The following is a 17,889-nucleotide window of genomic DNA, read 5'->3' on the forward strand; positions in this document are numbered from 1 at the left end:
GCCGGCCCCCGCACCGCGCGGAGTCCGAGCCCCGCACCTCCCGGAGCCGGCCCCCGGGACACGCCGGGACACCCCCTACCGGGAGACGGCCCGCCGGTAGGCCCAGGTGGCGATCGCCAGCGACACCACGCCGACGCCCGCGCAGACGGCGAGGTCGCCCGCGATCAGCGCCCAGTCCGGGTCGGGTTCGAAGGTCCGGGCGAAGGCCTCGACGCCGTACGTGGAGGGCAGCAGGTCGCGCAGCCACAGGACGGGCTGCGGGAGGTGGTCGACGGGCAGCACGCCGAGCAGCAGGGCCGCCGACATGCCGAGCTGCCCGAGCATGGTGGCGATCTCCTGGCGGGGCGCGAGCAGCCCGCAGGCGGCCCCGAGCCCGGACAGGGCGGCTCCGGCGAGCGGGACGACGGCCAGCAGCACCCACAGCTGCCCGAGCGGCAGCCCGAACATCACGGCGCCGAAGGCCGCGGTGAGGACCGTCCCGGGCAGCGTGAACGAGGCGTAGGCGCCGGCCGCGCCGAGCACCACGGAGGCGGCGGGTACGGGCAGCGTCGCGTAGTGGTCGAGTCCGCCGGTGGCCCGCAGCTTCCCGAAGTACTGGGCGAGCAGGTTGAGGGCGACGAACGCCACCACCAGCACGCTGGACCCGGCGACCACGGACCGCGCGGCCGAGGTCTGCCCGGCGTCCACCACGCCCCGCATCATCACGAGGATGCCGACGGACTGGAAGGTGGCGACGAACAGCAGCGGGATCCGCGCCACCCGGGCCCGGGCGAGCTGGGCCCGGTAGACGGCGGCGAGGGCGGGCAGCAGCCGGGCCGCGGGGGCGAGCGGGGCGGGGGTGCCGCCGGTCGCGGGGGCGGTGGCCTGCGGCGGCACCGAGAGCAGCGTCACTTGGCCAGTCCTCCGTGGCGGCCCCCGAGCTTGAGGTAGGCGTCCTCAAGGCTCGGGGTGGCGAGGGTGAAGTCGTCGAGGGCGGCGAAGGCCGGGCCGGTGGTGACGGCGGCGACCAGTTCGCGGGCCTGTTCGGGGGTGGTGCGGACGGTCCAGCGGCGGCCGGTGCGTTCGGCCCGTTCGGCGAGTTCGGCGACGGCGGGGACGGCGAGCGGCGCCTCGTCCCGCCAGACCAGGTCGAGCCGGACGTCGCCGTCGACGAGGGCCTTGAGTCCGCCGGGGGTGTCGCAGGCGATGACCTGCCCGTCGTCGATGACGGCGACCCGGTCGAGCACGGTCTCGGCCTCGATGACGTTGTGGGTGACCAGCAGGACGGTGGCGCCGCGTTCGGTGCGGCGCCGGTCGACGGCGGTCCAGACGGCCCGCCGAGCGACGGGGTCCATGCCGGTGGTGGGTTCGTCGAGGACGAGCAGCGGCCGTTCCCCGACGAGGGCCGCGGCGACGCAGGCGAGCCGGCGCTGACCGCCGGAGAGCTTGGCGAGCGGCCGCTGGGCGAGGGGTTCGAGCCCGAGTTCGGTGAGGACGTCGGCGCTTTCGGCGCGGGCCTGGGCCCGGGTGAGGCCGCGCAGCCGTCCGGTGGTCTCGGCGGCGAGCGCGACGGTCAGTTCGTCGAGGGCGCTGGATTCCTGGCCGAGGTAGCCGAGCAGCCGGGCGGCCCGTTCGGGGTGGCGGACGATGTCGTGGCCGAGGAGTTCGACGGATCCGGAGTCCGGCCGCAGCAGGCCGGTGAGCTGGCGGACGAGGGTGGACTTGCCGGCCCCGTTGGGTCCGAGCAGTCCGAAGATCTCGCCCTGGCGGACGGTGAGGCTGATTCCGTCGTTGGCCCGGATCTCGGTGGCGCCGGCTCCGCGCCCGGTGCGATAGGTCCTCACGAGGTCGCGCACGGCGACGCACGGCGGGGTGTTCTGGGGTGCTCGCCCTGCCGACTCGTTCACGACCGAAGACTTTACGCGTTCGCACGGGCGAACCGGACAAGGGGGCCTGATCACCGAAAACCGGCGCGCGGCCCGGCGGGTCCCGCCGGGTCCAACCCGGGCCGTGCGCCCGTCAGTCGTCCACGACCACCATCGATCCGCCGGGCACCCGCACCGCCAGTTCCTTCCAGAATCCGGCCCGGATGGCGTAGCGGTCGTGTTCGTCGATCTGGTCGTCCTTGTGCGCGAGCAGTCCGAAGCGGGCGGCGTAGCGGAGGAGTTCGCCGTCGACCCGGTGCGGGATGCGGGGGTAGTCGGGCCAGAGCACGGTGAGCCGTTCGACGTCGCCCAACCGTTCGCTCCAGCGGCGGGCGAAGACCTGGCCGACTTCGTGGGCGTCGCCGCCGATGGAGGTGATGTCCTCCTCGCGGTCGGCCCAGCGCTGTTCGGCGGTGGTGAGGTGGGCGAGGGTGGGGAGGCTGTCGCCGGCGGTGACGGCGGGTTCGGGGGCGGGGCGGTCGACCCAGCCGCGGTCGGAGGACCAGCGCAGGACGGGGCCGGCCTGTCCGGCGGCGCCCGTCGAGCCGACGGCCTGTCCGTTGGTGCCGTGCCCGTTCGCCTGCCCGTTCAGGAGCCCGTTGGCGCCCTGTCCGTTGGCGCCGTGCCCGTTGGCGCCGTGCCCGTTGACGAGCCCGGTGCCGCCGTGGCCGTTCGCGAGTCCGGTGCCGCCGTGCCCGTTGACGGCCGAGGCGACGGCGGGGGTGCGCCCGGCGAGGTCCTTGGGGGTGGGGACGACCTTGAGCGCGGCGGCCGACTGGGGCCGCCCCGCCGCTGGAACCGCCCCTGGAACGGTCCCTGGGACGGCGCCCGGGACGGCCCCGACGGCGGAGGCCCCGACGGCGGAGGCCCCGACGGCAGCGGGCACGGCGGCAGCGGGCACGGCGGCCGGCTGGACGACCGGGGGCGCCACGACCGGCGCCGCGGCGGGTGCCGCCACGGGCGGGCCGACGGGCGGGGCGGCGAGGATCTTGGCGATCTCCTGGCGGGCGCCGGGCGCGGGGAAGACGCTGGCGTTCTCCCGGAGGCTGAAGGAGCCCTCGATCCACTCGCGGTCGAGCACTCTTCGCTCGTCGGCCTCGCCGACCAGGTCCTCGGACTGGTTGAAGTCGCCGTCGGCGGCCTGGAGCGCCCACAGGTGGACGGCCACGCCGTGTTCCTTGGCGGTCATCATGCCGGGCAGCAGGTCGCCGTCGCCGGTGATCAGGACGACGTCGGCGCAGGCCCGGTTGCGGGCGAGTTCGGAGAGTTCGGCGTGCATGGCGGCGTCGACGCCCTTCTGCACCCAGCGCCCTTCGGCGCGGGTGAGGGCGCCGAGCCGCACGGTGACGCGGGGCAGGACGCGCAGCCGGCGGTGTTCGGGCATCGGGCGCCGGTCGGGGGCGGCGTCGAACCAGTAGATGCGCAGCAGCGGCAGTCCGGTCTCGGCCTCGGCGCGTTCGCGCAGCGCGGTGATCAGCGCGGTGTGGTCGACGGTGACTCTGGAACGGGACGGGTCACCGGCGAGCAGGCTGGCGGCGGCGCCCAGCAGGTATCCGGCATCCACCAGGACGACACAGCGGTCCATCGCGCACCTCTTTCCACTCGCCCTCGTGTGGGGGTCGGGCCGGGTGGGCGCGGATCCGCCCGTCGTCCGGGCGTGGTGGGGTGAGGGGCCCCCGTGGCCGCCCGATCGTTGGGTCACCTTTTCCCCCTGGTTCGCGCGCCGAACCTCGACGGATGTCGCGGTACCGCAACGGCAAGCCCAACGGAACGCAAAGGCGGGCCCCGTTCAACGACGGGGCCCGCCCTTGGTCACGCCGGGGGGTGCGAGCGGGCGCTCGCCGCGGGGTGCGAGCGCCCGAGGCCCGGCGGGGCCGGGTGTCAGCCCTTGAGCTCGGCGGCGACCAGCTCGGCCAGTTGGACGGCGTTGAGCGCGGCGCCCTTGCGCAGGTTGTCGTTGGACACGAACAGCGACAGGCCGTGCTCGACGGTCTCGTCGGCCCGGATGCGGCCGACGTAGCTCGGGTCCCGGCCGGCGGCCTGGAGCGGGGTGGGGATGTCGGACAGCTCGACGCCGGGGGCGGCGGCGAGCAGTTCGGCGGCGCGCTCGGGGCTGATCGGGCGCTCGAAGCGGGCGTTGATCTGGAGCGAGTGGCCGGAGAAGACCGGGACGCGCACGCAGGTGCCGGCGACCTTGAGGTCCGGGATGCCGAGGATCTTGCGGCTCTCGTGGCGGAGCTTCTGCTCCTCGTCGGTCTCGTTGGAGCCGTCCTCGACGATGGAGCCGGCCAGCGGCACCACGTTGAAGGCGATCGGGCGCTGGTAGACCTTGGGCTCGGGGAACTCGACGGCGGAGCCGTCGTGGGCGAGCGCGGCGGCGCCGTCGACGACCTTGGCGGCCTGGTCCTGGAGTTCGGCCACGCCGGCCACGCCGCTGCCGGAGACGGCCTGGTAGGTGGAGACGACGAGCGCGGCGAGGCCGGCCTCCTCGTGCAGCGGGCGCAGCACGGGCATGGCGGCCATGGTGGTGCAGTTCGGGTTGGCGATGATGCCCTTGGGCCGGTCGGCGATGGCGCCGGGGTTGACCTCGGAGACGACCAGCGGGACGTCGGGGTCGCGGCGCCAGGCGGAGGAGTTGTCGATGACGACGGCGCCGGCCGCGGCGGCCTTGGGGGCGAGGGCCTTGGAGGTGGAGCCGCCGGCCGAGAAGATCACGATGTCCAGGCCCGTGTAGTCGGCCGTGGCCGCGTCCTCGACGGTGACCTCGGTGCCCTGCCACGGCAGGGTGCGTCCGGCCGAGCGGGCCGAGGCGAACAACCGCAGCTGCTCGACCGGGCCCAGTCCGCCTTCACGACCAGCGCGCTCCGCCAGGATCTCGCGGACCACTCCGCCGACCTGGCCGGTGGCCCCGACAATGCCGATCTTCATTCCGACTACTCCTCTGGATGGTGCTGTCTACAGCCGCACTCTGCCCATCATGCCTTGTCACGCGGGTGCGGCGGCCTGGTGTTCCACGCTATGAGAGAGGGCTAGTGGTCCAGACCACTCACCAGCTTCAGCGCGGCCTCGACCTCCGCCTCCCCGGCCGGCAGCAGCGGCAGCCGGACGTCCGGGGTGGGGATCCGGCCCTGGGCGTGCAGCACGCCCTTGATCACCGTCGGGTTCGGCGCGGCGAAGGCGGCCAGCGCCAGCCCGGTGAGCCGGTGCCCGAGCGCCCGGGCCCGGGCGGCGTCCCCGGCCTGCCAGGCCCGCGTCAGCTCGACGAACCGGGCGGTGGCCAGATGGGCGGAGGCGAGGATGCCGCCGGCCGCGCCGAGCGCCAGCAGCGGCGACAGGAAGGCGTCCTCCCCGGTCAGCACCGCGAAGTCGGCGGGGGCGGCGGCGAGCAGTTCCACCGCCGTCTGGTCCACTCCCCCGGTCGCGTACTTGACGCCCGCCACGCCGTCCAGCGCGGCGAGTTCGAGCAGCGCGGCGGCGGACAGCTGCTGCCCGGTGCGGTACGGGATGTGGTAGACGACCAGCGGCAGCGGGCTGCTCCCGGCGAGCGCCCGGAAGTGCGCGACCGTCCCGGCCTCTCCCGGCCGCAGGAACGCCGGGACGGTGACCAGCGCGGCCGCGGCCTGCGGCACCCGCTTGCCGAGCGCGGCCAGCGACTCGGCGGTGGAGCGGGTGTCGCCGCCGTGCGCGCCGACGGTCAGGAGGGCCCCGCGGGCGGCGCAGGCGGCCGCGGCGGTCTCGACCACGGCCCAGCGCTCGTCCTCGCTCAGCGCGGCGGGCTCGCCGGTGGTCCCGAGGGCGACCAGCCCGGCCGCGCCGGCCTCCAGCAGTTCGGCGGCGAGCACGGCGAGGGCGTCCAGCGCGACCGTACCGTCCGCGGCGAAGGGCGTGATCAGGGGGACGTGGATGCCGGTGAGTTCCATGGCCACGATCCTGCGGCTCGCCGATCGCCCAGGTCCAGTTCACATTCGTGATGCTTCTCGTAAGCTGAGCCGATGCTCGACGTCCGACGCCTGCGCCTGCTGCGCGAACTCGCCCACCTCGGCACCATCGCCGCCGTCGCCGAGGCGCTCTCCTTCAGCCCTTCGGCGGTGTCCCAGCAGCTGTCCGTCCTGGAGAAGGAGGCGGGCGTCCCGCTGCTGGAGCGCACCGGGCGGCGGGTCGCGCTCACTCCGGCCGGGCGCAACCTCGTCCGGCACGCCGAGGCGGTGCTCGCCCTGCTGGAGCAGGCGGGCGCCGAACTCGCCCACGCCCGGCGGGGGTTGGCCGGCCCGTTGCGGATCGGCACCTATCCGTCGGCGGCCCGCGCGATCATCCCGGCGGTGCTGGGCGAGCTGGCCGCCTGGCATCCGGGCCTGGAGCCGATGGTGACCGAGGTGGATCCGGCGGGCGTCGCGGCGGCGCTGCGCGCGGGCGAGCTGGACGTCGCCCTGGTCCACGAGTACGACCTGGTCCCGGCCGATCCGGAGCCGGGCCTGGCGGTGACCCGTCCGGTGTTCACCGAGCCGATGTACCTGGCGGCCCGCGCCCCGGGCACCGTCGCCGAGCAGCGCGGCGCGCCGTGGATCATGGCCCCGCCGGGCACGCTCTGCCACAGCATGGCCGTCCGGGCCTGCGAGTCCGCCGGGTTCGCGCCCCGGATCCGGCACCAGATCGACGACTTCGCGACCGTCCTGGCCCTGGTGGCGGCCGGCCAGGGCGTGGCCCTGGTCCCGCAGCTGGGCGCCGCGCAGCCCCCGCCCGGCGTGGTCCTCACCCGGCTGCCGATGTACCGCCGCACCCGGGCCGCCTTCCGCGCGGGCGCCGGCTCGCACCCGGCCATCTCGGCCTTCGTCTCCGCCCTGCACACGGCCGTCCCCCCGGGCCTGGGCGGGCACGGCTGATCCCCCGGGGGCGCACCCCCGGGGGATCGGTCACCGGCTCAGCCCGCCAGGCAGCTCGGCCCGAGCAGCTGCTTGAGGTCCCCGAACAGCGCCGGGTCCGACTTCACCCGGTGCCGGTCCAGCCGCAGCACGGTCGTCTTGTTCCGGCCCTCCAGCCGCACCCGGACCTCCGTAGTGCCCCGGTGGCTGCCCAGCACCTCGCCGAGCCGGGCGATCAGCGGCGGGGTGATCTTCACGCTCGGGATGTTGATGACGATCGGCGCCTCGGCGTGCGCGTTCGACAGGTCCGGGACGGACAGCTCCATCCCCATCAGTCGCGGCACGTCCTCCCGCTTGTCCAGCTTGCCGCGCACGAACACCACGGCGTCCTCGACGAGTTGGGCCGAGACCAGCTGGTAGCTGGCGGGGAAGAACATACAGTCGATCGAGCCCGCGAGGTCCTCGACGGTCGCGATCGCCCAGGCGTTGCCCTGCTTGGTCATCTTGCGCTGGAGGCCCGAGATGATGCCGCCGATGGTGACGATGGTGCCGTCGGGCCGTTCGGCGAGGTCGGCCACCGCGCAGTCCGCCTTGTCGGCGAGCACGTGCTCGATGCCGTGCAGCGGGTGCGAGGAGACGTACAGGCCGAGCATCTCGCGCTCCTGGGTGAGCAGGAAGGACTTCTCCCACTCCTCCTCGGAGAAGACGACGTCGAGGCCGAAGCTGGGCTCGTCGGAGACGGCGTCCCCGCCGAACAGGTCGAACTGGCCCTCGGCCTCCTTGCGCTTGACCCCGACGACGTTGTCGATCATCGGCTCGAACTGCGCGCTGAGGCCCTTGCGGGTGTGCCCGAGCGAGTCGAAGGAGCCCGCCTTGATCAGCGATTCGACGGTCCGCTTGTTGCAGACCACCGACTCCACCTTGTCGAGGAAGTCCGGGAAGGAGCTGAACTTCCCCTTCGACTTGCGGGTGCGGATCATCGAGTCGACGACGGGGCCGCCGACGTTGCGGATCGCGGTGAGGCCGAACCGGACGAGCGTGTCACCGTGCGGGGTGAAGTCCGAGTCCGACTCGTTGACGTCCGGCGGCAGCACCTGGATGCCCATCTTGCGGCACTCGTTGAGGTAGATCGCCGACTTGTCCTTGTCGTCCTTGACGGACGTCAGCAGGCCGGACATGTACTCGGCCGGGTAGTTCGCCTTGAGGTAGGCCGTCCAGTACGAGACCAGCCCGTACCCGGCGGTGTGCGCCTTGTTGAACGCGTAGCCGGAGAAGGGGACCAGGACGTCCCACACCGCCTGGATCGCCGCGTCCGAGTAGCCGTGGTCCCGGCAGCCCTTCTGGAAGGGCACGAACTCGGCCTCCAGGATCTCCTTCTTCTTCTTGCCCATGGCCCGGCGCAGCAGGTCGGCCTGGCCGAGCGAGTAGCCGGCGAGGATCTGGGCGGCCTTCTGCACCTGCTCCTGGTAGACGATCAGGCCGTACGTCGGCTTGAGGATCTCCTCCAGGGGCTTCTCCAGCTCCGGGTGGATCGGGGTGATCTCCTGCTGGCCGTTCTTGCGCAGCGCGTAGTTGGTGTGCGAGTTGACGCCCATCGGGCCCGGTCGGTACAGCGCGAGGACGGCGGAGATGTCTTCGAAGTTGTCGGGCTTCATCAGCCGCAGCAGCGAGCGCATGGGGCCGCCGTCGAGCTGGAAGACGCCGAGCGTGTCGCCGCGCGCCAGCAGTTCGTAGGTCGGCTTGTCGTCCAGGGGCAGATCAAGCAGGTTGATCTTGATGCCCTTGTTCTTCTCGATCGCCTTGACGGCGTCGTCCATGATCGTCAGGTTGCGCAGGCCGAGGAAGTCCATCTTGAGAAGGCCGAGGCCCTCGCAGGTGGGGTAGTCGAACTGCGTGATGGTGACGCCGTCGGTGTGCCGGGTCCAGACCGGGATGTGGTCGGTCAGCGGCTCGGCGGACATGATGACGCCGGCCGCGTGCACGCCGGGCTGGCGGATCAGGCCCTCGATGCCGCGCGCGGTGTCGATGACCTTCTTCACGTCCGGGTCGGTCTCGTACAGCCCCCGGATCTCGCCGGCCTCGCTGTAGCGCGGGTGGCTGCTGTCCGTGATGCCGGACAGCGGGATGCCCTTGCCCATCACGTCCGGCGGCATCGCCTTGGTGATCCGGTCGCCCATCGCGTACGGGTAGCCGAGGACGCGCGAGGAGTCCTTGATGGCGGCCTTCGCCTTGATGGTGCCGTACGTGACGATCATGGCGACCTTGTCGGATCCCCACTTCTCGGTCACGTACCGGATCACGTCACCGCGCCGGCGCTCGTCGAAGTCGATGTCGACATCGGGCATGGAGATGCGCTCGGGGTTGAGGAAGCGCTCGAAGATCAGGCCGTGCGGGATGGGGTCGAGGTCGGTGATGCCCATCGCGTACGCGACCAGCGAGCCGGCCGCCGAACCACGGCCGGGGCCCACCGCGATGCCCTGCTCCTTGGCCCACATGATGAAGTCGGCGACCACGAGGAAGTACGCCGGGAACCCCATCTGGATGATGGTGTCCATCTCGTACTCGGCGAGCTTCTTGTGCTCCTCGTCGTACCCGCCCGGGAAGCGCCAGTCCATGCCCTTCCACACCTGGGACTTGAAGAAGTCCGCCTCGGACTCGAAGCCCTCCGGGATCGGGAAGCGCGGCATGAGGTTGCGGAACTTGAACATGCCCTCGGTGTCGACCCGGGAGGCGACGAGGAGCTGGCTGTTGCGGCAGCCCTCCTGCCAGGCGTCCGAGGAGTCCAGGGCGTACATCTCGGCGGCCGACTTGATGTAGTAGCCGGTGCCGTCGAAGCGGAAGCGGTCCGGGTCGGAGAGGTTCTTGCCGGTCTGCACGCAGAGCAGCAGGTCGTGCGCCCCGGCGTCGGCCTCGGTGGTGTAGTGCGAGTCGTTGGTGACGACCGGGGGGATGTTCAGCTTCTTGCTGATCTCCAGCAGCCCGTCGCGGACCCGCTTCTCGATGTCGAGGCCGTGGTCCATCAGCTCCAGGAAGTAGTTCTCCTTGCCGAAGATGTCCTGGTAGTCGGCGGCCGACTTCACCGCCTCGTCGAACTGGCCCAGGCGCAGCCGGGTCTGCACCTCGCCGGACGGGCAGCCGGTGGTGGCCATCAGGCCGCCGGACAGGTCGGAGATCAGCTCCTTGTCCATCCGGGGCCACTTCACCAGCCAGCCCTCGGCGTAGGAGCGCGAGGTCAGCTTGAAGAGGTTGTGCAGGCCCTCCTTGTTACGGGCCCAGATGGTCTTGTGGGTGTAGGCGCCGGAGGCGGAGACGTCGTCCCGCTTCTGGTGCGGCTGGCCCCACAGGATGCGCTTGGTGTTGGAGCGGGACTCCGGCGCGACGTACGCCTCGATGCCGATCACCGGGGTGATCCCGGCGGCGGTCGCCTGCTTGTGGAACTCGGCGGCGCCGTACATGTTCCCGTGGTCGGTCATCGCGACGTGGGTCTGGCCCAGCCGCTCGACCTCCTTGAACATCTGCTTCAGCCGGGCGGCACCGTCCAGCATCGAGTACTCGGTGTGGACGTGCAGATGCGCGAACGGCTGATCGCTCAAGGCGGGGCCTCCGGAGGCGAGTGCGGGTCTGGTGGGCCGGCGAACGCGCAGGTACGCGCAGGTCACGGAAGGTGCCTGGAAACGGATGTGGCCCGGACCACCTCGTGGGGTCCGGACCATCACTCACACGTTCACGCGTCTACTCTAGCTCCCCTTCGGAGGCGGCTCCCTCCGGCTCGGAGCCTCCCGAGCTCAGCCCGGCGAGTCGCGCCCCGGCGGCCTCGCGGACCTCCGGTACCTCCATCGGGTCGTCCCGCAGGTGGGCGAGGCGTTCCCGGACGTGGGGGCGATCGGGGGCGTGCGCGACGGCCAGGAGGCGGGCGTCGGCCTCGCAGTCCCAGAGGCACTCGGTGTACACCTCGGCCAGCCCGGCGGGGGCGACGGCGGCCAGTGCCTCCAGGTAGGCGGGGCGCTCGGAGGAGTGCGGCGTCCACAGCCAGAAGCGGCGCAGCAGCGACGCGGCCCCGGCCGCTTCGGGGCCGAACCGGGCCAGGCCCCGGGCGGTGCGCATCGGGCCGCACCACTCCTGGGCCGCCCACTGCCGCTCCAGCTCGCCCGTCGCCATGGACGGATCACTCGCGCCGCCGCCGTGCTCCGGCAGCAGGGCGGGCGGGCTCGCGCTGTCCCGCTCGGGGGCCGGGTCCGTCGAGCCGCGGGGGCCACGCCGCCGGCGTACGTCCTGCCCGTCACGGACGTCCTGCCCGGCCGCCAGGTCCTCCCACCACTGGGGCGGCCAGACCACGGCCACCGACTCCAGGACGGCCACCCGGTGCTCGCCCTCGCGGACGTGGGTGCGGAGTGCGTCCCGGGCCTCGGCGGAGCCGCCGAGCGCCAGCAGCTCCAGGACTCCGGTGGCCCGCAGGCAGGTGTCCTCGTCCCCGGTCAGCAGTTCGACGATCGGTCCGACCGGCAGTTCCAGGTCCCGGACGAGCCGCGCCAGGTAGAGGTGCCGGTCGTCCACCTGCCGGTCCCAGCGCCAGTCCCAGCGGATGCGCCCGTAGACCAGGTCGGCGGCTGCCGCCGGGTCCTCCGCCGCCATCCGCGCGCCCAGGCCCCGGCCGCGCTGCAACAGCCCGGGCAGGGTGCCTGCCGGGGCGTACTCGTATCTCCGCTGTGCCACGTGCCCAATCGTCCCTCAGCCCCCGACGGCTGGGCGGCGGGGGCTGGGGGTGGGGGTGGGGGTGGGGGTGGGGGTTAGGTGTCCTCGTCGGGCGGGGTCGCGCGGAGGGCGGTGATGACGCCCAGGACGACGGTGGCGATCGCCAGGGCGAGGAGGACGGCGAAGGCGGTGGCGATCAGGAAACGCACGAGTCGTCGCCTCGTTCGGCGGCGAGGAGGAGGGAGAGGAGGTTGAGGAGAGTGGAGGCGGGGGCGGCGTTGAAGCGGACGAGGATGCGGCCGTCGATGGTCTTGTCGGTGGTGGCCGAGGGCCAGATCAGGCCGAACCTCCGGCCACGCTCCTGGACTTCGGCGAGGAGCGTGTGGATGTGGTCGTCGGTGTAGTGCCGGATCCGGGGGTCGGTCGGCAGCATGGGGCGACGGCGCGGGAGGGGGAAGGACATCAGGCGGCGTCCAGCTCGAACCACACCATTTTGCCGCGTTCCTGGGGGTCCACGCCCCAGCGGTGGGTGAGTCCTTCGATGAGTTGGAGGCCCCGGCCGGACTGGGCGAGGGGCGCCGGCTCCTGCTTCTTGGGGAGGTCCGGGCTCTCGTCGCTGACGGACACCCGGAGGGTGGGGCCGACAGCGAGGATGAGGACGAGCGGCGCGGGGGTGCCGCCGTGCCGCCAGGCGTTCACGAGCATTTCGACGAGCGCGAGTTCGGCGTCCGCAGTGGCCGAGGGCGAGTACCCGCAACGACCCATCGCGTCCCGGAGGGACTGGCGGGCGATGGCGAGGGAGGGCGTGTTGAGGTGACGCATGGGAGTTCTCCCGAGGCGTGATGGTGAGGGAAGAACCGGCGGGCATGCCGCCGAAAGCCCATCAAGAGGGCTTTATTGACGATCCGTCGGATCGCCACGACACCGAACATAGCGCAGATGAGTATCCAAATTTCTACGCTCTCGGGAAGTTCCCCCTATGGTGGTAACCGGTGGACCAGCGCTCGACGAGCGCGGCAGACTTGGCCACACTGCACGCCAGGAAGGAAGCCATGCCGCCACGCTCGAACCCAACGCTGCGTCAACGCCGACTCGGAACCGAGCTGCGGAGAATGCGCGAGCAAGCTGGGTTTGGCGGCTCACAACTCGGCCGCGTCGTCGGCATGAGCCCCGCCCAAGTGACGCAGATGGAGTCAGGCCGGATCGGCATCAGCGTCGAACGTCTTCACACCATCGCCGCCGCATGTAACTGCGCAAACCGGCCCTTGATCGATGCGCTCGCCGCCATAATCGCGGAGAGGGGAAAGGGCTGGTGGGAGGAGTACGGCGAAGTCCTCACGTCGGACTTCCTTGAGGTAGCCGAGATCGAGGGGTACGCCGAGAAGCTCTCCATGTGCACGACCACCTACATCCCGGGGCTACTCCAGACCGCCACCTACGCCTCCGCTGTGTTCAAGCGAATCTATCCACCACTGCCTCGCAAGGATGTCGACATCCGAACAGCGTTCCGCGTCCAGAGGCAGCAGGTCATCCGATCCGGCCGGGCACCGTTCCGAGCGTTCATCCACGAGGCTGCACTGCGGATGCAGTTCGGCGGGCCGAAGGTGCTCGTGGACCAGCTTGACGCTCTGCTCGAAGACTCCCAGCAGCCCGGTATCTCCGTTCGCGTAGTTCCCTTCGCAGTCGACACCTTTCCCGGGGCCGGTGAGAACCTCACATTCGCAGAAGGGTCGGTCCCCGAGCTCGACACCATTCAGCTGGACGTCTCCCAAGGAGCCCTGTTCTTCGACTCTCCTGCGGACCTTGCCCGGTACCGGGCGATCTTCGCCCGCCTGGCCTCCACGGCTCTCCCCGAAGATGGGTCTCGAAGCTTCATCCGATCCATCAAGAAGGAACTGGAACAAACGTATGCCTGAGTCGACATGGCAAAAATCCAGCTTCAGCGCCTCAAGCAATGAGTGCGTCGAAGTCCGAACGGTCGACGGGCTGGTCGAACTCCGCGAGTCGGACGAGGGCCACCTCACCATCCCCACCACCCCCGCCCACTTCGCCGCCTTCCTCCAAGCCGCCAAGACCGGCGAGTTCGACCACCACGCCTAGACACACCACAGCGCAGGAAGTCGGCCAACCCGACTTCCTGCGCCGAACAACCAACGGGACCCCAGATGACCGACACCAACTGGCAGAAGTCCAGCTACAGCGGGGCTTCCAACGAGTGCATGGAGATCCGCACCGCCGACGGCCTGGTCGAACTCCGCGAGTCCGACGAGGGCCACCTCATCATCCCCACCACCCCCGCCCACTTCGCCGCCTTCCTCCAGGCCGCCAAATCCGGCGAGTTCGACCACCACGCCTAGGGCCTGTCCGGCGGATCAGGCGCGAGCGTGGTCCGCCGAATGCCCAGAGCGACTCAGGCCTGCGAGAACTGAGCGACGTACTCAGCGAACGCCGGGATGCCGACTTCTGCACGGCGCTCGTCCATGTGCTCGGGATCCTCGCAGGGCCACGGGATCGGCGAGCCGTCCTTCACGCCGGCGATCTGCGTGCCGTAGATCTGCTTCTGCCCTTCGTTCACAAGCGTGCGATCACGCAGGAAGGCGAGATCGCGCGGGCTGGCAGCACCGCTGGCCACCGCCTGCTCCATCAGCCCCAGCGCGCGCCGCTGAATGTCGAGCTGACGGTCGGCGTGCTGCGCGATCAGCCACGCAGCCCGAGCGGCGTCCTCGCCGACCAGCTCCGCGGTCGGCCACCCGTGCGCGTCCATGATCTCGCCGAGACGATCCGCGTGCTGCGCGGTCAAGCGGCGCCACGCCAACTGCTCCGCCGGGTCATCGCTGTTCGCCTGGCGCGCGGCCTGGTGATCTGCCGCAACCATGGCGGTGAGCTCTGCGGCCACTGCGGCGATGTCGGATGCCATCCCTACTCCACGTCAGATCGAGGTTTTCGCTGGTCATCCGCAACCTTAGGTGCGCAAATCACGACAAAATCTCCTCCCGGAGGACGGTGACAGACGCGTCCGAATGTTGGGATACTTGATCTATCCGCGGAGCCGGAGCCGGATCGACGCAACATTGACAGTCCCGTGAAAGACGTAGGCGCGCTTCTCATAGCGCGCCGCGACGGCGCGGAAGTGCTTCAGTCGATCCACTGGCCCGGCGTGATCAGTAGGGCCAGCGGCCGGCAGCCGCCTTCCCCCGCCAGGTGGACTTTGCCCAGGTCCCGTCTGCGGACCAGCGCCGATGCCGCTCGTAAACGGTCTTCCAGCTCCCGAAACGCTCGGGCAGATCACGCCAGGGCACTCCCGTTCGGACGTGGTCGTGACGGTTGGATGTGCGGTGACGTCCCTTCGACCGCTGGAGGCACGGTGGCTGGGCCTGTCATCAAACCCAGGCACTGCACCGCTACCTGCGCCGGCGCAACGCCAACGCCCGCCACCCCGACGTACTCGCCGCCCACCGCAAGGAACGCGCCAGCATCCGCGGCGAGAAGGGCATCCGCTGGGGCGGACGCCCCCTCGACGCCGCAGCCTGACCGACCCCGAACCGCAGCCCCGGAGTGCCGAAAGGGACAGGTTCACGAGAAGGACAGCGGCAGAAGGACGGCTCAGGAGGCGGACGGCTCGATCTCCCCCGCGAAGACGATGACCTGGTCGATGAGGCTCCGCCGCAGATGGACGACGTCCGTTCCCGCCAGGCGGGGGCCCCCATCCGGCGTGGTGAAGACCCACTGGTACCGGGCCCACTCGCCAGGCATGTCCACCGCTGAGCAGCGCGCCATCGTGCCGGCCCCCGCCGGGTGGCGCCGGATGTCCAGCACGAACTGCTCGACCGCCGCGATTCCTTCGCTGCGACCCAACGGCCCCCAGAAGACCACGTCTGAGGTCAGGGCCTGGGAGAGCAGGGCAGTCACATAGCTGTCGTCCGAGGCGTTGAACGCGGAGATGAACGTGTCGATCGCGGAGCGTGCCGTCTCTTCCTGCATGCCCCAGTAATACCAGCCGTTGCGCGTGCGCTCGCCCCGCGAGCCGCCTTCCGATCACGTCGGACCATCCCGGTCACAGCACTGGACACACCACAGCGCAGGAAGTCGGCCAGCCCGACTTCCTGCGCCGAACAACCAACGGAGCCCCAGATGACCGGCACCAACTGGCAAAAGTCCAGCTACAGCGCCGCGAACAACGAGTGCGTGGAGATCCGCACCGCCGACGGTCTGGTCGAACTCCGCGAGTCCGACCAGGGCCACCTCACCCTCCCCACCACCCCCGCCCACTTCGCCGCCTTCCTCCAGGCCGCCAAAGCCGGCGAGTTCAACCACCACGTCTAGATGAATGAGTCCAAGGGATCCGGGTTGGCCGCAACGAGGCTGACTGCGCCTGCTCAGTCCAGGCGCCGCCGGTAGTAGGAGATCGTGACGACCGCGAGCAGCGGCCCCCACAGCAGCAGTGGGGCGTAACAGGCGTCCATCACGACGAGCGCCGCCCCGGTCGGGGCTCCCTGTGCCCCTCCGAAGCCGCCCGCCCGGGGGATCGTCAACAGCATCAGAACGGCCGCGCCGAGCAACGCCGGAATCACCGCCGCCAGCGGCGCGACACGCTTCCCTCCGATCAGCGGGATCCAGCCCGGCACCACCTCGCCCCAGGGCTTGACCAGCCCAAGGGTGAGCAATGTGAGCCCTTCGGTACCCAAGCTCATCGCGATGCACATGGCGCTGAACCAGCCGGGGATGTCCAATCCCGTGGTGTTGAATCCCACCGGCATGCCGACCCCCATCGCGATCCGCCAGATCCCGGACGGCACCGCGGTGAGTGCCGCAATGTGCGCGACTCGGACCACCCAACGGGCAGGAGACTGACTCTCGGAGGCCGCAGCGGCTGTCGGTGTCCCAAACGTGACCATGGCCCCATGCTGTCCCGCGGTCCGCCCCGCCGAATCATGCGCAAGGTCCAACTCAAATCCCCCGCAGGGGGGATGGAGAACCTCGGCTTCGACCGGACAGTCGCCGACACCCGACTGACCGCACGCCAACCGAGTCCAAGGGATCGTCTGCGGAGATGGCGCGAGGGCGTCCAATGTAGGTGTGCGAAGGCAGAATTGGACACCCTCGCAACGGCGCTCCACGTAAGGATCGACGACCAGCTGAAGGCTTCGCCGGACTTCCGCCGCCTGTTCCCGCACCTGCCCCAGCAGTCCGGGTACAACAAGCGGCTCCGCAACGCATCCGAGCTGATCAAGCACATGATCTGGGCGGACTGCCGGTCCTGTTCGCACTCACCCGCGCGAAGTCCGACGAACGCGAGTCCCTGCACGGCATGCTCGATGCCGCACCCGACGTCGTCGCCGCCCATCCGAGGCAGACGATCATCGGCGACAAGAACTACTACGGCCACGACTTCGAGCACGACCTCACCGAGCGTCACCTGGCGTGTGTCCTGGCGCTCACCGCCGCGATCTGGTTCAACGACAAGACCGGCCAACCCGTCAAGCGATCCCTGATCGCCTTCGATCACGCAGGAAGTCGGCCAGCCCGACTTCCTGCGCCGAACAACCAACGGAGCCCCGGATGGCGCGGGCGAGGCGGCCTCACCCCGGCGGGTGAGGCCGCCGTGCGCATCACCAGGGCACTACGCCGGCGTCCTCGAAGAACTGGCCGGTCGGGCCGTCGTCGGGCAGGGTCGCGAGCTTGATCGCGATCGCCGCGCCCTGTTCGGGGGTGCGCACGCCGCGGAAGCCGTTGAGGTCGGTCGCGACGTAGCCGGGGCAGCCCGCGTTGATCAGGATGTTCGTGCCGCTCAGCTCCCGGGCGTACTGGAGGGTGACGGCGTTCAGGAACGTCTTCGACGGCGCGTACGCCACGGCCACCGGACCCGCCGTCTGCTCGGCAGCGGCTCCTGACTGGCGGGTGAGGGAGCCGACGCTGCTGGACATGTTCACGATCCGCGGTGAGGCGGAGCGGCGCAGCAGCGGCATCATCGCGTTGGTGACGCGGATGACACCGATCACGTTGGTCTCCACGACCGTCCGGATGGTGGCGGGATCGACCCGGGTGGGCTCCTGCGGCATGCCGCCGGTGATGGCGGCGTTGTTGACGAGCACGTCGAGGCGCCCGGCCCGTTCCTCGATCAGCCGGGCGGCGGCGGTCGCGCTCGCGTCGTCGGTCACGTCCAGCGGTACGCCGAACGCGTCGACGCCGGCGGCGCGCAGCCTCTCCACCGCGGCCTCACGGCGCTGGTCGTCGCGGGCGCCGACGCCGACGCTCCAGCCGAGGGCGCCCAGGCCCGCGGCGATCTCGTAGCCGATTCCCTTGTTCGCGCCGGTGACCAGCGCAGTCGTTCGTTCGCTCATGGGGCCATGCTGCCGCCGGCCCCCGGTCGGGGTCCAAGACCGATCGGGTGGGAATCGATACCGTCTGGGTATTGATCCGGAGTACCGTGGCCG

18 protein-coding genes and 2 pseudogenes are annotated in these 17,889 nt (G+C 71.0%); 6 read left to right on the forward strand and 14 right to left on the reverse strand.

Going from position 1 to position 17,889, the window contains the following annotated elements; translation table 11 throughout:
• Positions 1-75: 75 nt before the first annotated feature.
• From ACIOGZ_RS27360 to ACIOGZ_RS27380, 5 genes are all read right to left on the reverse strand, one after another.
• A complete protein-coding gene (locus ACIOGZ_RS27360; protein ID WP_400811969.1) occupies positions 76-891 on the reverse strand; it encodes an ABC transporter permease in 816 nt (271 codons plus the stop codon).
• Positions 888-1,886 (reverse strand): ABC transporter ATP-binding protein, encoded by a 999-nt coding sequence (locus ACIOGZ_RS27365; RefSeq protein ID WP_400811967.1) that lies wholly within the window; start codon positions 1,884-1,886, stop codon positions 888-890. Before ACIOGZ_RS27365 ends, ACIOGZ_RS27360 begins: the two co-directional genes overlap by 4 nt.
• A gap of 112 nt (positions 1,887-1,998) precedes the next feature.
• Positions 1,999-3,489, reverse strand: a complete 1,491-nt coding sequence (locus tag ACIOGZ_RS27370) for an NYN domain-containing protein (RefSeq protein WP_400987781.1) — start codon at positions 3,487-3,489, stop codon at positions 1,999-2,001.
• Positions 3,490-3,785: 296 nt separating this feature from the next.
• On the reverse strand, positions 3,786-4,832 hold the full coding sequence (locus ACIOGZ_RS27375) for an aspartate-semialdehyde dehydrogenase (protein WP_363582845.1): 1,047 nt from the start codon (positions 4,830-4,832) through the stop codon (positions 3,786-3,788).
• Between the two features lie 101 nt (positions 4,833-4,933).
• Positions 4,934-5,824 (reverse strand): dihydrodipicolinate synthase family protein, encoded by an 891-nt coding sequence (locus ACIOGZ_RS27380; RefSeq protein ID WP_363582847.1) that lies wholly within the window; start codon positions 5,822-5,824, stop codon positions 4,934-4,936.
• Positions 5,825-5,896: 72 nt separating this feature from the next.
• Here ACIOGZ_RS27380 and ACIOGZ_RS27385 point away from each other — a divergent pair, with 72 nt between their 5' ends.
• Positions 5,897-6,784, forward strand: coding sequence for a LysR family transcriptional regulator (locus ACIOGZ_RS27385; protein ID WP_350885762.1), 888 nt, complete (start codon positions 5,897-5,899; stop codon positions 6,782-6,784).
• Between the two features lie 38 nt (positions 6,785-6,822).
• Here ACIOGZ_RS27385 and dnaE read toward each other — a convergent pair whose 3' ends face one another.
• The 4 genes from dnaE to ACIOGZ_RS27405 form a co-directional block, all read right to left on the reverse strand.
• The gene (gene dnaE / locus ACIOGZ_RS27390; protein ID WP_363582849.1) at positions 6,823-10,356 is read right to left on the reverse strand and encodes a DNA polymerase III subunit alpha; all 3,534 of its coding nucleotides are present in this window, start codon (positions 10,354-10,356) and stop codon (positions 6,823-6,825) included.
• Positions 10,357-10,495: 139 nt separating this feature from the next.
• Complete coding sequence (locus tag ACIOGZ_RS27395) at positions 10,496-11,476, reverse strand: hypothetical protein (RefSeq protein ID WP_400987783.1); 981 nt, start codon at positions 11,474-11,476, stop codon at positions 10,496-10,498.
• A gap of 175 nt (positions 11,477-11,651) precedes the next feature.
• Complete coding sequence (locus ACIOGZ_RS27400; protein WP_159398403.1) at positions 11,652-11,918, reverse strand: hypothetical protein; 267 nt, start codon at positions 11,916-11,918, stop codon at positions 11,652-11,654.
• On the reverse strand, positions 11,918-12,277 hold the full coding sequence (locus ACIOGZ_RS27405) for an ATP-binding protein (RefSeq protein WP_363582853.1): 360 nt from the start codon (positions 12,275-12,277) through the stop codon (positions 11,918-11,920). Before ACIOGZ_RS27405 ends, ACIOGZ_RS27400 begins: the two co-directional genes overlap by 1 nt.
• Positions 12,278-12,447: 170 nt before the next feature.
• Between ACIOGZ_RS27405 and ACIOGZ_RS27410 the strand changes: the two genes are divergently transcribed.
• The 3 genes from ACIOGZ_RS27410 (at position 12,448) to ACIOGZ_RS27420 (ending at position 13,812) form a co-directional block, all read left to right on the forward strand.
• Positions 12,448-13,371, forward strand: coding sequence for a helix-turn-helix transcriptional regulator (locus tag ACIOGZ_RS27410; RefSeq protein ID WP_350885772.1), 924 nt, complete (start codon positions 12,448-12,450; stop codon positions 13,369-13,371).
• Positions 13,364-13,555, forward strand: coding sequence for a DUF397 domain-containing protein (locus tag ACIOGZ_RS27415; protein WP_400987786.1), 192 nt, complete (start codon positions 13,364-13,366; stop codon positions 13,553-13,555). Before ACIOGZ_RS27410 ends, ACIOGZ_RS27415 begins: the two co-directional genes overlap by 8 nt.
• Before the next feature lie 65 nt (positions 13,556-13,620).
• Positions 13,621-13,812: a DUF397 domain-containing protein gene (locus ACIOGZ_RS27420; protein WP_400987788.1), complete on the forward strand. Its 192-nt coding sequence runs from the start codon at positions 13,621-13,623 to the stop codon at positions 13,810-13,812.
• Positions 13,813-13,865: 53 nt separating this feature from the next.
• Here the strand turns inward: ACIOGZ_RS27420 and ACIOGZ_RS27425 are convergent, their stop codons facing one another.
• Both ACIOGZ_RS27425 and ACIOGZ_RS27430 read right to left on the reverse strand, forming a co-directional pair.
• Entirely contained in the window at positions 13,866-14,372 is a 507-nt protein-coding gene (locus ACIOGZ_RS27425; RefSeq protein ID WP_363582861.1) for a DUF6624 domain-containing protein, read from the reverse strand.
• A gap of 292 nt (positions 14,373-14,664) precedes the next feature.
• Positions 14,665-14,763 (reverse strand): annotated as a pseudogene (locus ACIOGZ_RS27430) (transposase); the annotation flags it as partial.
• 73 nt (positions 14,764-14,836) lie between these two features.
• Between ACIOGZ_RS27430 and ACIOGZ_RS27435 the strand changes: the two are divergent.
• Positions 14,837-14,986, forward strand: a pseudogene (locus ACIOGZ_RS27435) (IS630 family transposase); the annotation flags it as partial.
• 72 nt (positions 14,987-15,058) lie between these two features.
• Here ACIOGZ_RS27435 and ACIOGZ_RS27440 read toward each other — a convergent pair.
• On the reverse strand, positions 15,059-15,436 hold the full coding sequence (locus ACIOGZ_RS27440; RefSeq protein WP_363582862.1) for a nuclear transport factor 2 family protein: 378 nt from the start codon (positions 15,434-15,436) through the stop codon (positions 15,059-15,061).
• A 150-nt stretch (positions 15,437-15,586) separates the two neighbouring features.
• Here ACIOGZ_RS27440 and ACIOGZ_RS27445 point away from each other — a divergent pair, with 150 nt between their 5' ends.
• Positions 15,587-15,778, forward strand: coding sequence for a DUF397 domain-containing protein (locus ACIOGZ_RS27445; RefSeq protein ID WP_400987790.1), 192 nt, complete (start codon positions 15,587-15,589; stop codon positions 15,776-15,778).
• A gap of 53 nt (positions 15,779-15,831) precedes the next feature.
• On the opposite strand, the gene ACIOGZ_RS27450 is transcribed toward ACIOGZ_RS27445, so the two are convergent.
• Both ACIOGZ_RS27450 and ACIOGZ_RS27455 read right to left on the reverse strand, forming a co-directional pair.
• A complete protein-coding gene (locus ACIOGZ_RS27450; RefSeq protein WP_400805688.1) occupies positions 15,832-16,287 on the reverse strand; it encodes a hypothetical protein in 456 nt (151 codons plus the stop codon).
• Between the two features lie 777 nt (positions 16,288-17,064).
• A complete protein-coding gene (locus ACIOGZ_RS27455) occupies positions 17,065-17,796 on the reverse strand; it encodes an SDR family NAD(P)-dependent oxidoreductase (protein WP_363582868.1) in 732 nt (243 codons plus the stop codon).
• Between the last annotated feature and the right edge of the window lie 93 nt (positions 17,797-17,889).

The sequence above is a fragment of the Kitasatospora sp. NPDC088160 genome, from assembly GCF_044741445.1.
GTDB lineage: Bacteria > Actinomycetota > Actinomycetes > Streptomycetales > Streptomycetaceae > Kitasatospora.